This window comes from Pseudomonas serboccidentalis, from assembly GCF_028830055.1.
In the GTDB taxonomy this organism is placed as follows: domain Bacteria; phylum Pseudomonadota; class Gammaproteobacteria; order Pseudomonadales; family Pseudomonadaceae; genus Aquipseudomonas; species Aquipseudomonas serboccidentalis.
Genome location: NZ_CP101655.1, coordinates 3,499,827 through 3,514,103 on the forward strand (window position 1 = coordinate 3,499,827; position 14,277 = coordinate 3,514,103).

The following is a 14,277-nucleotide window of genomic DNA, read 5'->3' on the forward strand; positions in this document are numbered from 1 at the left end:
ACAGCCTGATGATCATCGTCAGGCTGGCGGTTCGTTGCAGCCATTTGCCTGACCGCTGCCAGCGACAGGGTCAGGGTGCGGCCGCGCTGAAAATCAGGTTGACACTGCCGTAGTAAGTACCCGGCCTGTAGCCCCCGGCCGGAACCTTCGGCTGTATCTCCAGGGGGAAGCGTCCACCGGCCATGGCTTGTGCGGCGCTCACCACTTCCCGCGGTTGCGGATCGTGGCTCAGCTCCCGCCCGTTGAAACTGACGCGCAGGTAGATCTCCTGGCCGTCCAGCCCGTTGGACAGGTAGGGCTGTGAATCCAGCCGGGCCTGGAGTGCACTGGTGTCGTGCCTGACATCGAAGTTCTTGCGCAGTCCGCCCAGCGTCGAGTTGCTGATGTTCCACGGCAAGCTTTGTTGCAGGTGAATCCAGTTCGATTCGGCGGGAATCACATAGAAGCCGAGGGTCGGAATATCCACCGACACTTCGAAGGTGCGTTCCTCCCTCGCCGCAAATACCGGGGCACTCATCAGCGCCATCACGCCGATCCACAGGGCAATGGGTGATTGCTTGATCATGTCGGGTTACCTGTTGCGTTAAAAATATCCGGCCCGCCAGACGCTCGCGATGGCGTTACTGACTGGCGATGCGCAGCGTCTTTTTGGCCGAGCCTTCGATCAGTTTGAAGCGGTATTCACGGCCAGGCTGCTTGTCGAACTCGAAGGTTTTACCGGCCAGCACGTGATGCTTGGTGGTCGGCTCGCACTCGGTTTCCTTCTTCAATGAGCAGTTGCGAAACTCATCGATCACCACCACGGTGTTGCCGTTGTTGCGCAACCGGTAAGTGCCGGCGCTGTCCTCGACCACACTGTCGAAACGTGCGTTGGTCGGGCGCACGAAAAACACCGTGCCGAACCCGGTCATGACGTTGACCCCCGCCGTCAACGTTTCCTTGTAGGCCTCACGTTCTTCGCCAGAGACGGCAAACTCGTCTTCCTTTTCCGGCACCACCGGTATGAAGCGCACGCGGAAATAGCGTTCGGTGTCGCGGTTGCCCATCAGCAGCAGGCGCGTGCCCTGCATGCCCTTGGCCGGCACGATCAATCTTGCCGGGCTGGCCATCAAGCCATCACGGCCGGTGTCATTGGCCTGTACCTTGACCGGCACCTCACGATGACTGCCATCGGCGTCGTAAATGATCTCGAGGATGTTGACCTTGACGAAGGCCGTGCTGTCGCCGCTGTTGAATACCCGCTTGAGATAGGTGCTTTTGTCCGCGTCCAGATAGTCGTAAACCGTTCCGACATTGATCTGCGGCCCGGCCTGAATCGCCAGAGAACACACGCTCAATCCCACCATTAATCCCAGCCGTCTCATACCCTTGTACCTCTAGTCATTGAACACAACACTTGCGCGGCCCATCAGATTTCCGAGTCCCAGATCACCGTGACGGAGCCGGAATAAGGGCTCGCTACGCTGGCGCTCAGCATCCAGTCCACTTCGTCTTTCGGGACTTCGAAGTGCAGGACGCCGGGGGCTCTATCGACGTAAAAGCCGGGCTTGAATATTTGCGCGTTATTGGCTCCGGTCTGCAGACGCCGGTGCTTGACCGGTTGCCCGGCCAGATCGGTCAAGCCATTGGGCAGGCTGACGCTGACCTGCAACTCGACCGCTCGCCGGCCTGCGGCGTCCTCGATCACGCAATCGAGCGTCGTCCATCGCTTGCATTCGATGTACATCTTGAAACGCGATGACGCGGAAATCTGAAAGGTCTGGTCGCGAAACAGCCGCACCGGTTTGCGTCCGGCCTGTAACCAGCCCTGCCAGCCACCGGCAGGCACCAGCTCGAACTTTTCACCACCGGGCGGGATGTCGACCTTGAGGGTGTGTTGAACTTCGAGGTTGAAATTCAGGGTCAATGCAGAATCATCGGGCCGCATGACATCACCCATGTCGAAATCCTGATTCGGCCCGACGTCAAAGGTAATCGATCCGTTGTAAGACCCACTTTTCATCGCCAACGGATTCGGCGTTCTCAATTGATAACCGATGACGAGGTACTGGTATCGAAAGGACCGTGGTATCTCGAATAAAGATTGCTTTGAGCATACCCCCGCTCCAACGGGCACTTTCCAGAAACTATTGAAACCAAAATTTCCCACGGTCGACCACCCGACTCCCTGGCACGGTGGTGGGGCATACATCCAGGATCCGCCCCTCCAAAGCCGGTCCCATCCGGGTCCTCCCGACACCCCGGTCAAGTCGACGACCGACACCGGTAGCAGCGACTCATGTCCGATTCCCGCAATCCGGACCTCGACTGTCTGGCTCTCTCCAGAGGAGTGAACAACGCGCACAGGCCGCCAGTTTGACGGGACTTTGGCCATCCCGCCTTGCCGAGGATCGGCATGATTGGCGCGGATTGGTGCGTTGGCCGTAAATGAAATCGGCACAATCAAACTGAATAGACCTTCCGCCTCACAAGCCCATGGCACCTGAAGACAGAAACCCTGAGACGGGGTCTTATTCACGAATTCATTTTTATGGGGAGCCGCCGAGTCCGGTGAAAACGTAGCGTCAATATTCAACACCGCTGCATTCGTCGGTAATGAACTCACTCCATACAACACTGCCATCAGCATCGCACGACTGAGTTTTTTTCCTGGTCTGGTCAATATTTTCATGTCAGTCAGCTCGCCGTAGCGTCCTTGTGAGCAGCACTCGCCAACGTATCCGGCGTGCAACGCAAATCGCCGATCATCAACACGTTGTTTTCGCTGCGGTGTTTGTCGACATCCAGACGGAACTGGCACAGCAACTGGTCGGCATAACGCACCTCAAGCGTCGGCGAGGCGGTTTTCATTTCCATGGAGAAGAAGCCATCGACCTCGCTGACCCCACGGCTGGCGTGGTTGATCACGTGGTGCCCCTTGAGCGGTCGCCCCTGCGGGTCGAGCAAGCGCCCGAGGACGGTCAGGGTTTTCATTACGCGCACCTTGCGGTACTCCACCCCTCCCTTGTTCAGGTGATAGCGGGTACGTGCCGGTTCGATGCTCGCCGCCGGCACGTGATTGCCTTCGAAGTCGAAGCTCACCGAGCTGCTCTTGTAGGCCGTCAGCGGTATGAAATTGCGTCCGGGGCGCAGGGCGGCGCTGCCACCGCTGAGGTCGTCGGCGCGCAAGGCGATGCCGTCGATATCGGACTCGACATCGACGATCATCCCGGCACCGCGTCCCTGATGCTGACTGGTCAAGGCCAGGCGCTGGCCACCGACCACCAGCGTGCTGTCGAGGTTCAGGCCGCCGGTGAATTTGTTGTTGAACGACGAACGCTGAACAAAACCATCGCCGTTGATAGCGTCGGTGCGAAAGTTCGCCAGGCTCGACAGACCGACGCCATAAGTGTCGGTGAGCGCCGTCACCGACACGCTCTGCAAAACGTGGTCCTGCAGGTCTTTGCGGTAGCCGAGTGAGCCATTGTTGTCGCGGCTGCCGTCTCGGGCGGTGCGGCTGCCGATGCTGCCGGAAAGCTGCTGCCCGGGACTGCCGAGCGCCAGATTGAGACTCAGGTCGACGCCGCGATTGCGCGCATCGCCACTGCTGTAGCTGCCGGGACGATCGAACAGTGACAGGCGCCAACTGCCGTCGCTGCCAAACAATTGGGTGCGTTGCGTCCAACCGAGGTCGACACCGACGCCTTCGACGTTGCCTTCACTGTGGGAAACCCGCGCATTGAGCGAACTCTGGCGGCTGATCCGGTGACTCAAGCCCAACGATGAATTACTGGTTTCGCCGGTGAACACATTGCGTTGTCGTACCCGCGTGCCGTCGGGCAGGGTGTCGTAAGTATTGGTGGTGTCGAGCCAGCTGCGGTTGTGGCTGATCACCACACTGCCGGCGCTGTAGCTGTACAAACCTTGCAGGTCGGCACCCGTGCCGTGGTCCTGCGTCTGGTACAGGTTGGCGTAGAGGCTGATGCTGTTGCCCAGTGTCCAGTCGATGGAACTGCCGTATTGCAGCGTGTCCTGCACCTGACGTGCCGACAGTCCGAGTATCACGCGGGGGTGCAGCAGGTAGTTGACCGAGGCGCCTGCGGTGGCGCTGCCGTTGCTTTGCTGGTCCCAATTGCTCAGCAGTTTGCTTTCCTGCCCGGCAAACAGGTTGTAGCGCCAGCGCTCATCATGGTTGCGCCAGTTATTGGGCTTGTAGATCAGCTCCTGGGTAGTCGAGGTGATCTGGCCGTCTTCGATCAGCCGCACTTCCACTTCGTAGATACCGCCGGGTAACGGGCGGGTATCGAGGGTCTGCAGGCCGGCGGGCACCGCTTGCGTATTGATCAGCAGGCCATCGCGGTAGATCTCCACCGAACCCTGGCGGTTGGCCGTGACATACACCGGGTACACGCTGGGTGTCGGATTGTCGATGGCCAGGCTGTCGGAGCTGCCATACATCACGCCGACGGCGGTGTCGGGGCTGGTGCCGAATGAGCGCGGCTGACGCGTCAGACCTTCGGAATTGGGGGTGAAATAGCCCAGGCGGAAAAAACTGCCCTGTAGCTCGCGTTGGGTATAGAGCTCATGCACGGCGTGATAAGTCTTGTCGTCGGGCCCACCGAGCCGTGCCAGTTGCATGTTGAAGCTCTGGCTCCAGCTCCCCAGGCTGGCACTGGCCTCCAGACCGAAACGGCCGCCCAGGTCCTGATCCTGGCCACCGTTGAGGTTGAGTTGATGACGCACCATCAGGCCACTGCTGCCGCCTTCGGGCTGGTCGTAGTAACGCTTGGCTTCACTGTCGCGCTCGGCATTGGCGGTGACGATCGACAGCAACGAGTTTTCCAGGTTGTAGTGCACCGCGAGCATCTGCTCCGGGCATTGCCCGTTACAACTGCCCAGCGCCACCCCCGGTTTGAGAATCTCGGCCCAGGTCTCGCGCTCACTGACGCTGAAGCGGCTGTCGCTGGTGTCGGTGAATTCGAGCAAAGTCACCCGGTCATCGCGCGACAAGACAATCATGGCTTCGCCCAGTGGTTGTTGATCAAGTTCCACCCGAACTGCCAACGGCACATCGAAGAAATGTTCTTCGAACTCCGCCGGCAAACCTTTGGCCTGTGCCAACAAACTTCGCGGCGTATTATCAACGGACATGGGCGCCGCAAATGCACTGCTACATAACAGCAGCGCAAGCGCTGTCGCGATGGGCGTCATCGGGAACATGGAAAGTACTCTTTTTCAATAATTCGAAGCTCGGCCGACAAACCACAAAGTTTGCCGACCGATTACGCCACTTTTAAAAAGTCAGCGTTTTCTCGTCGCAGTGATACTTAGACGGAAGGTTCGACCACCAGCATGACCACACCGGTAAAGTCGCCGGCAGCAGGTTTGCCGGTCACGCCTTTGGCCGAGATTTTGAACGGGGCGCGGTAGCGGGTGTTGGACTCGTCCTTACCGACGACTTCCTGAGAAGTGGCGGTGAGTTCCTTGCCATTGAGCTCCACCTTCAGGTCGATGGTGCTGCTGCCGGCGATCAGCTTGGGCACGCCTTCCAGACGCGCGTTCACCTTGCCGGCGGTGTGCAGCACATCGAAGTGGCCGTTGACTTCACGCATGGCGTTGGTGGCAGGGTCGAAGCTCATGTCCTGATCCTTGTTGACCAGGTCCGAATCGACTGGCACTGCATAGAAATCATCGGCTGGCACATGAGCAACGATATTGATGGAGTGCCTGGCTTCAGTGGCCGCGAACGCCATCGAGGAACTCAGAGCCAGAACAGCCAGCGGAGCAGCAAATGCGATTTTCTTGAACATCTTTCAGTACCTGTTTTTTTAAATAAGAAGGCTAAGTATTAAAAGTTTCGCGAAAGCAAAACGTCATCAAACGTTTTGTTCCAGCGAAAGTTTTAATGCCGAAAGATGATCAAGCAAATGCGCTTCGAAGTAAGCCGGAAACTTCCCACAGGGGTGTAGCCCGAAGGACATCACCTCAGAGTGAAAAAACCGCATTATTTAGAAATTTATCTGAGCGACTGTAAGAGCCAGACTACAGCACGCCAATCAACTGGCCGAGCAGGCCACAACTAACACGGCAACTTCCGTCAGACATGGACCACACTTCCCGTCAATAAAGAGCGAAACCTTACTTTAGAGAGTTAGCACTAATCTGCGCGTTTGCCAGGCCATTGAAAACCCCATTTTTTTGATCAATAGCCTCCATTCGTCGGTCCGCTTTCGTCGCCGGCGCCAAGCGACCATCCGTCAGAAGCCCTTGCTCATTCGTAAAGATATATCTTAAGTTGTATCTAAACACGACAGAGAGAAGGAACAATGAGAGACCATCATTCCCCCCACCGTGATCACGGCGACGGCTTCGAGCGCCGCCCGGGACGCGAACGCGGCGGTCGCGGCCCACGGGTATTTGCCCCCGGCGACCTGAAATTACTGCTGTTGGCACTGATCGCCGAACAGCCGTGCCACGGCTACGACCTGATCCGCCAGATCGAAGGCATGTTCGACGGCGCCTACAGCCCCAGCCCCGGCGTGATCTACCCGACCCTGACCTTTCTGGAAGAAAGCGACTTGATCAGCGGTGACGCCGACGCCGGCAAAAAACGCTACAGCGTGACCGACGCCGGTCGTTTGTCTTTAAGCGAGCAAGCCGTCGCGCTGGACGGCGTGCGCATGCGCATCGACGTCAGCAAGCGCTCGTTGCGCGGCCATGATCGGCCGCCGGAAATCCACGAAGCGGTGCACAACCTGCGCCACGCCTTGCAACTGCACCACGGGCGCTGGAGCGCCGAAGAAGTCCTGCGCGTGCGTGACCTGCTCAACGACACCGCCAAAGCCATCGTCGACGGCCCCGCCGTTCAATCTGCCCCGGAGAAAGCCGAATGACTGCAGTCGAGACCCAAACCATTCACCGCGTGATGCACGAAATCAAACGCCGCAAGTTAGAGGTATTGCGTGTGGTCGACCTGACCCCGCGCATGCGCCGCATCACCCTCGGCGGGCCGGAGCTGGCCGGGTTCATCAGCCTGGGCACGGACGATCACGTCAAGTTGCTGTTCCCGCAGAACGCCGAACAGGCCGCCGCGCTGGAAACCCTGGTGCTCGGCGTCGGCAAAAGCGAGGTGCCGATGCCCGCGATGCGCGACTACACACCGCGCCGATACGATCTGGAAAAACTCGAACTGGACATCGACTTCGTTCTGCATGGCGACGGCCCCGCCTCGACCTGGGCCGAGCAGGCCCAACCCGGGCAGTTTCTGCACATCGGTGGGCCGCGCGGTTCGATGATCGTGCCGGACATCTTCGACAGCTACCTGCTGATCGGCGACGAAACCGCCCTGCCCGCCATCGCCCGTCGTCTCGAAGGCCTGGCGGCCAATCGCAAGGCGCTGGTGGTGATCGAAGTGGAGAACGGTGGCGAGCAACAGGTGCTGGAGAGTGCAGCGCAGGTCAATGTGATCTGGGTGCTGCGTGAAGGCGGCAAGGACAACCTGTTGACCACCGTCAAACAGTTGCAGGTGCCCAAGGGCAATCTGTATGCCTGGGTGGCGACGGAGACCAAGGTTTCGCGGCAGATCCGCCGGGTACTGATTGATGAGCATGGGCTGGACGAACAGCTCATCAAAGCTGTGGGCTACTGGCGGGCCGAAGGTACTTCTGAAGAGGAGTGATTTTTGCTACTCACCCTCAACTTGAGGAGTGAACTCAATTGTGGCGAGGGAGCTTGCTCCCGCTCGGCTGCGCAGCAGTCGCAAAACCTGTACTTGCGATTTACCTGATGCAATGTGATTGCAGCATTTGGGGCTGCTTCGCAGCCCAGCGGGAGCAAGCTCCCTCGCCACAGGATGTTTCTTGATCTCAGGATCGAAGGCCGCGCCAGCGATCGAGGCCAATCACCAGCAATCCGATCAGCACAAACCCCAGCAATATCCCCCCGGCATTGATGAACACCTGTGCATAACCGAGCAGCGCCACATCAATGAACGGGTACGCATACGCGCCGAGCTGATGCCCGCGCAGCAACGCGTAAATGAAATACACCAGCGGGTAAATCAGCCACACCGGCAGGTGCCACAGGCGCAATGTGCCTTTGGGCACGCAGCACCACCAATAGCCAAGAAACAGCAACGGCATCACGTCGTGCAGCAATTCGTCAGCCACAAACTGCCAGCCCTCGGGGTGCCATAAATGCCGCAGCAAAAGGCTGTAGGCCAGGCCGACCAGCGCGATGCTCACCGCCACCCCACTGCTGACCCACGGCTGCAGAAACCAGCGCTGCGCAGCGGACTCGCGGCGGGTGACCGCGCACGTCAGTACGGTCGCCACCAGGGTATTGGTCAGTACGGTGAAGTAACTGAAGAAACTCACCAGCCCACCCAGCAGGCTGGCGTCGACACTCAGCCGCGCAAGGAAAATCAGGTACAGCTGAATGCTCAGCCCGGCCCAGCCGAGGCTGGCGATGAGCATGATCACGCGTCGCCGCAAAACGGCGTCCATCTCAGAGCGGTCGCTTGGTGCGCATCAGTTTCACGTACAAGCGCTCGACCTTTTCCCGCGCCCATGGGGTTTTGCGCAGGAACGTCAGGCTCGACTTGATGCTCGGATCGCTCTTGAAGCAGCGGATATCGATGCGCTCGGCCAACCCCGACCACTCGTAATGCGCCACCAGCGCATTGAGGATCTGTTCGAGGGTTACGCCATGCAGCGGATCGGGAGTGTGGTCGTTCATGCCAGGCCTTTGGGCGAAGTGAAAATGCAGAAGCCGCGCACCTTAGCCGAGGGGGGGCTGAGGTGGAAGTGGTTCCTTCAAATGTAGGTCAAGAGCAAAAGATCGCAGCGTTGCGCAGCGCCTGCATTGGAGCGCGATCCCCTGCAGGAGCTGCCGCAGGCTGCGATCTTTTGGCACTGTTACAGATTGCGAAAAGCTGCATGTCCACAAAACCGCTTTGTCTTTTTGTTACAGATCATTATCCTGCCGCCCTTCGGCTGAATCGCTTCACTGCCTGCGTCAAATTGAAGCGCTCGGTTTACCCCCAGAAAACACCAAAAAAAGACTGACCCATGCCTGATTTTTCCTTCTCCCGAGACAGCGCTATCTCAGCCCTGTGCCTGATTGGTGGCTGCACCACCCTCGGCCTTGTCACCTGTGCCCAAGCAGCCCCCGCGTTCGACAGTGAGTCACCGTACATGCTCGGTGACTGGAACGGCACGCGCACAGAACTCTCGGAAAAAGGCTACGACTTCAAACTCGATTACACCGGCGAAATGGGCAGCAACCTGCACGGCGGCTACGACCACGATCGCACCGCGCGCTACAGCGACCAGTTCGGTCTGGGCACGCACCTGGACCTGCAAAAGATCCTTGGCTGGGACGATGCCGAGTTTCAACTGACCATCACCAAGCGCAGCGGCAACAACATCAGCAACGACCGGATCAACGATCCGCGCGTTGGCGGCTTCACCTCGGCGCAGGAAGTCTGGGGCCGTGGCCAGACCACGCGCTTGACGCAGATGTGGTATCAGCAGAAATTCTTCGACCAGAAACTCGACATCAAGGTCGGCCGTTTCGGCGAAGGCGAAGACTTCAACAGCTTCCCGTGTGACTTCCAGAACCTGGCATTCTGCGGCTCGCAGGTCGGTAACTGGGTCGGCGGCATCTGGTACAACTGGCCGGTCAGCCAGTGGGCGCTGCGGGTCAAATATCACCTGACGCCAGAGCTGTACGCCCAGGTTGGCGCTTACGAGCAGAACCCGTCGAACCTTGATCGCGGCAACGGCTTCAAACTCAGCGGCAGCGGCACCCAGGGCGCCGTGTTGCCAGTCGAACTGGTGTGGACGCCGAAGCTCAATGGTCTGCCGGGCGAATACCGTGCCGGTTACTACTACAGCAGCGCCAAGGCCTCTGACGTCTATAAAGACCAGAACGGCCAGCCTGCCGCACTGAGCGGCGAAGCCTACCGCAGCGCGTCGAGCAAACACGGCGTGTGGTTCGGTGCCCAACAGCAAGTCACCAGCATCGCCAGCGACCACTCGCGCGGCTTGAGTGTGTTTGCCAACGCCACCATGCACGACAAGAAAACCAACGCGATCGACAACTACGTGCAGGCCGGTGTCGTCTACAAAGGCCCGTTCGATGCCCGCGCCAAGGACGACATCGGTTTCGCCCTGGCCCGCGTGCACGTCAACCCGGCCTTGCGTAAAAACGCCGAGGCGAGCAATCAGGCGCACGCCGTCTACGACTATGACGATCCGTCCTTCCTGCCACCGCAGGACACCGAATACAGCGCCGAACTCTATTACGGCGTGCACCTCGCCAACTGGCTGACCGTGCGCCCGAACCTGCAATACATCCGCCATCCGGGCGGCGTGGACAAGGTTGATGACGCACTGATCGCGGGGATCAAGATCCAGTCGTCGTTCTAAACGATTTACGCAAATCCATTGTAGGAGTGAGCCTGCTCGCGATAGCGGTGTTCCAGGCGACATCTCCAGTGACTGAAACACCGCTATCGCGAGCAGGCTCACTCCTACAACGAATGAAATTCGTTAGCTACACAAGTTTTATCTGAACCATGCCTGCGCCCAATCGTCATCTACAGTGACTACTGCGCGGGACTACTTGAAACGTCACGGAGAATCACACTATGAGCACCGAAAGTGCTTCGAGTCGGGGCCGTCTGTTACCGAGCCTGCTCGGCATTCTGCTTCTACTGATGGGCCTGGCCATGCTGGCCGGGGGAGTCAAGCTGAGCATGCTCGGCGGCTCGCTGTACTACCTGCTGGCCGGTATCGGCATTGCGCTGACCGGCATTCTGTTGCTGCTGCGTCGTCGTGCAGCGCTGGGCCTGTATGCCATCGTGCTGTTCGCCAGCACGGTCTGGGCCCTGTGGGAAGTCGGTCTGGACTGGTGGCAACTGGTGCCGCGTCTGGCCCTGTGGTTCGTCCTCGGCATCGTGATGTTGCTGCCGTGGTTCCGTCGTCCATTGCTGCTCACAGGCCCGGCGCCAATGGGCACTGGTGGTCTGAGCGTGGCCGTGGTTCTGGCCGGCGTGACCGCTTTGGCCAGCCTGTTCACCCACCCGGGCGAAACCTTCGGCGAACTGGGCCGCGACACCGCGGACATGACCAGCACCGCGCCGCAAATGCCTGAAGGCGACTGGCAGGCCTATGGCCGCACCGAGTTCGGTGACCGCTACTCGCCGCTCAAGCAAATCACTCCGGCCAACGTCGGCAAGCTGCAAGAAGCCTGGCGCATCCAGACCGGCGACCTGCCGACTGCCGATGACCCGGTGGAGCTGACCAACGAAAACACCCCGCTCAAAGCCAACGGCATGATCTATGCCTGCACCGCGCACAGCAAAGTGCTGGCTCTGGACCCGGACACCGGCAAAGAACTGTGGCGCTTCGACCCGCAGATCAAGAGCCCGGTGGGCTTCAAGGGCTTCGCCCACATGACCTGCCGTGGCGTGTCGTACTACGACGAAGCCGCTTACGCCAAGTCCGAAAACGCCGCTTCCGCCGTCATCTCCGAAGCCGGCAAAGCCGTCGCTCAGGCCTGCCCGCGTCGCTTGTACCTGCCAACTGCAGATGCCCGCCTGATCGCGCTGAACGCCGACACCGGCAAGATCTGCGAAGGCTTCGGCAAAAACGGCGTGGTCGACCTGACCCAAGGCATCGGCCCGTTCACTGCCGGTGGTTACTACTCCACCTCGCCGGCGGCGATTACCCGTGATCTGGTGATCATGGGCGGTCACGTGACCGACAACGAATCGACCAACGAGCCATCGGGCGTGATCCGCGCCTTCGACGTGCGCGACGGCCACCTCGTCTGGAACTGGGACAGCAACAAGCCGGACGCCACCGAGCCATTGGCTCCGGGTGAAACCTACAGCCGCAACTCGGCCAACATGTGGTCGCTGGCCAGCGTCGACGAAAAACTCGGCATGGTCTTCCTGCCACTGGGCAACCAGACCCCAGACCAGTGGGGCGCTGACCGCACCCCGGGCGCCGAGAAATTCAGCGCCGGCATCGTTGCTCTGGACCTGGCCACCGGTAAAGTGCGCTGGAACTACCAGTTCACCCACCACGACCTGTGGGACATGGACGTTGGCAGCCAGCCAACCCTGCTCGACATGAAAACCGCCGACGGCGTGAAACCTGCGCTGATCGCCCCGACCAAACAGGGCAGCCTGTACGTCCTCGACCGTCGTGACGGCACGCCGATCATTCCGATCAAGGAAATCCCGGTACCGCAAGGCGCCGTGAAAGGCGACCACACCGCACCGACCCAGGCCCGTTCGGACCTCAACCTGCTGGCCCCGGAACTGACCGAAAAAGCCATGTGGGGCGCGAGCCCGTTCGACCAGATGCTGTGCCGCATCCAGTTCAAGGAACTGCGCTACGAAGGTCAGTACACGCCTCCGTCGGAGCAAGGCAGCCTGATCTACCCGGGTAACGTCGGTGTGTTCAACTGGGGCGGCGTCTCGGTCGACCCGGTTCGCCAGATGCTGTTCACCAGCCCGAACTACATGGCCTTCGTGTCGAAAATGGTGCCACGTGCCGAAGTGGCCGCCGGCAGCAAACGCGAAAGCGAAACCGCTGGCGTGCAACCAAACACTGGCGCGCCATACGCGGTGATCATGCACCCGTTCATGTCGCCATTCGGCGTACCGTGCCAGGCCCCGGCCTGGGGCTACGTCGCCGGTATCGACCTGACCACCGGCAAAGTCGTGTGGAAACGCAAAAACGGCACCAGCCGCGACAGCTCGCCAATCCCGATCGGCTTCACCCTGGGCGTGCCAAGCATGGGCGGCTCGATGGTCACTGCAGGCGGCGTCGGCTTCCTGAGCGGCACCCTCGACCAGTACCTGCGCGCCTACGACGTGAACACCGGTAAAGAACTGTGGAAATCGCGTCTGCCGGCCGGCGGCCAAGCGACTCCAATGACCTACACCGGCAAGGACGGCAAGCAATACGTGCTGCTCGTTGTTGGCGGTCACGGTTCGCTGGGCACCAAGATGGGTGACTACGTGATTGCGTACAAACTGCCGGAATAAGTTTTAACGGCGGTAAAGGAAAGGCGATGCTCCGTGAGGGGCATCGCCTTTTTTGCTTTTGATCTGTGTAGGAGCTGCCGAAGGCTGCGATCTTTTGATCTGGCTGTGATTTTGAAAGGGCAACGTCAAAAGATCGCAGCCTTCGGCAGCTCCTACAGACAGAGGTGATTTTGCGGATATTTCCGACAAGTCGCGTCGGTTGTGCCTCGCAAGTCAGCTGGATAGGCTCATAGGGTCGCTGGAAATTCAGCGACTGGGCGTCGCGGCCTGGTAACTGATGCATAATCGCCAGCCTGACAGCACCTGCCAGTGCCTGTTGGTTGTTTCATGGCGGCTGTGCGCGGGATACCTTCCCAGGAGGGTATCCCGATTCCTCAGTTATCGGTCCGCGAACCTGCGTACAGCTGCCACCCCAGATTGCGTCGCGGCAATCGAAGGTAGCTCCACTTCACCAACTGAGAATTCATCACGATCAAACCCACACCCCGTCCCCCCGAACCCGACAACACCTCCCCCTACGAATCCCTCGATTCGAGAAAACTCCACGACGCCGCCGAACGCGCCCTCGACCATTACCTGAAACCCTGCGCCCTGTTCCAGGTCGCCCCAGGCATGGACAACGAGAGCCTGCTGGTCCACGCCTGCGAATCACTGGCCTCGGCGAGCATCATGCTGACGGTGAATCGCGTGCTGGATAACGTCGAAATCGCACAATCCCCAGCACACAGCTGAACCCTTGTGGGAGCGAACCTGCTCGCGAAAGCGTTAGCGCATCCAAACATTAATAGTGACTGACACTGCGCCTTCGCGAGCAGGCTCACTCCTACAGTGGGATTGAGTGCATTCAGTTGGAGATGGGGCGGCTGGCAGGCCGCCTTCGCGAGCAGGCTCACTCCTACAATGGGATTGAGTGCATTCAGTTGGAGATGGGGCGGCTGTCAGGCCGCCTTCGCGAGCAGGCTCACTCCTACAATGGGATTGGGTGTGGTCAGTTGGAGATGGGGCGGCTGGCAGGCCGTCATCGCGAGCAGGCTCACTCCTACAGTGGGATTGAGTGCATTCAGTTGGAGATGGGGCGGCTGGCAGGCCGTCATCGCGAGCAGGCTCACTCCTACAATGGGATTGAGTGCATTCAGTTGGAGATGGGGCGGCTGTCAGGCCGCCTTCGCGAGCAGGCTCACTCCTACAGTGGGATTGGGTGTGGTCAGTTGGAGATGGGGCGGCTGGCAGGCCGC

13 protein-coding genes are annotated in these 14,277 nt (G+C 59.8%); 6 read left to right on the forward strand and 7 right to left on the reverse strand.

Features of this window, described 5'->3' with window-relative positions:
• Window positions 1-70: 70 nt before the first annotated feature.
• The 5 genes from NN484_RS15830 to NN484_RS15850 all read right to left on the reverse strand — a co-directional run bounded on the left by NN484_RS15830 (window position 71) and on the right by NN484_RS15850 (window position 5,789).
• Window positions 71-565: a CS1 type fimbrial major subunit gene (locus NN484_RS15830; RefSeq protein WP_127648249.1), complete on the reverse strand. Its 495-nt coding sequence runs from the start codon at window positions 563-565 to the stop codon at window positions 71-73.
• A 55-nt stretch (window positions 566-620) separates the two neighbouring features.
• Window positions 621-1,364 carry a molecular chaperone gene (locus tag NN484_RS15835; protein ID WP_215502299.1) on the reverse strand — a complete coding sequence of 248 codons (744 nt, stop codon included), beginning with the start codon at window positions 1,362-1,364 and terminating at the stop codon, window positions 621-623.
• 44 nt (window positions 1,365-1,408) lie between these two features.
• Window positions 1,409-2,671 carry a hypothetical protein gene (locus tag NN484_RS15840; protein WP_274657456.1) on the reverse strand — a complete coding sequence of 421 codons (1,263 nt, stop codon included), beginning with the start codon at window positions 2,669-2,671 and terminating at the stop codon, window positions 1,409-1,411.
• Between the two features lie 5 nt (window positions 2,672-2,676).
• Entirely contained in the window at window positions 2,677-5,199 is a 2,523-nt protein-coding gene (locus tag NN484_RS15845; protein ID WP_127648246.1) for a TcfC E-set like domain-containing protein, read from the reverse strand.
• Window positions 5,200-5,306: 107 nt separating this feature from the next.
• The gene (locus tag NN484_RS15850) at window positions 5,307-5,789 is read right to left on the reverse strand and encodes a CS1 type fimbrial major subunit (protein WP_127648245.1); all 483 of its coding nucleotides are present in this window, start codon (window positions 5,787-5,789) and stop codon (window positions 5,307-5,309) included.
• Window positions 5,790-6,305: 516 nt separating this feature from the next.
• Here NN484_RS15850 and NN484_RS15855 point away from each other — a divergent pair.
• Window positions 6,306-6,872, forward strand: coding sequence for a PadR family transcriptional regulator (locus tag NN484_RS15855; protein WP_274657457.1), 567 nt, complete (start codon window positions 6,306-6,308; stop codon window positions 6,870-6,872).
• Window positions 6,869-7,657 (forward strand): siderophore-interacting protein, encoded by a 789-nt coding sequence (locus tag NN484_RS15860; protein WP_274657458.1) that lies wholly within the window; start codon window positions 6,869-6,871, stop codon window positions 7,655-7,657. Before NN484_RS15855 ends, NN484_RS15860 begins: the two co-directional genes overlap by 4 nt.
• A gap of 187 nt (window positions 7,658-7,844) precedes the next feature.
• Here NN484_RS15860 and NN484_RS15865 read toward each other — a convergent pair whose 3' ends face one another.
• Together NN484_RS15865 and NN484_RS15870 are read right to left on the reverse strand one after the other, a co-directional pair.
• Window positions 7,845-8,483 (reverse strand): Pr6Pr family membrane protein, encoded by a 639-nt coding sequence (locus NN484_RS15865; protein WP_127648242.1) that lies wholly within the window; start codon window positions 8,481-8,483, stop codon window positions 7,845-7,847.
• Window position 8,484: 1 nt separating this feature from the next.
• Window positions 8,485-8,715 carry a VF530 family protein gene (locus tag NN484_RS15870; protein WP_003227831.1) on the reverse strand — a complete coding sequence of 77 codons (231 nt, stop codon included), beginning with the start codon at window positions 8,713-8,715 and terminating at the stop codon, window positions 8,485-8,487.
• Between the two features lie 62 nt (window positions 8,716-8,777).
• On the opposite strand from NN484_RS15870, the gene NN484_RS15875 reads away from it, so the two are divergent.
• From NN484_RS15875 to NN484_RS15890, 4 genes are all read left to right on the forward strand, one after another.
• Window positions 8,778-9,044 carry a hypothetical protein gene (locus NN484_RS15875; protein ID WP_215502303.1) on the forward strand — a complete coding sequence of 89 codons (267 nt, stop codon included), beginning with the start codon at window positions 8,778-8,780 and terminating at the stop codon, window positions 9,042-9,044.
• A gap of 3 nt (window positions 9,045-9,047) precedes the next feature.
• Complete coding sequence (locus NN484_RS15880) at window positions 9,048-10,409, forward strand: carbohydrate porin (RefSeq protein WP_274657459.1); 1,362 nt, start codon at window positions 9,048-9,050, stop codon at window positions 10,407-10,409.
• Between the two features lie 221 nt (window positions 10,410-10,630).
• A complete protein-coding gene (locus tag NN484_RS15885; protein ID WP_274657460.1) occupies window positions 10,631-13,042 on the forward strand; it encodes a glucose/quinate/shikimate family membrane-bound PQQ-dependent dehydrogenase in 2,412 nt (803 codons plus the stop codon).
• Window positions 13,043-13,507: 465 nt separating this feature from the next.
• Entirely contained in the window at window positions 13,508-13,774 is a 267-nt protein-coding gene (locus NN484_RS15890) for a DUF6124 family protein (RefSeq protein ID WP_425518813.1), read from the forward strand.
• Window positions 13,775-14,277 lie beyond the last annotated feature (503 nt).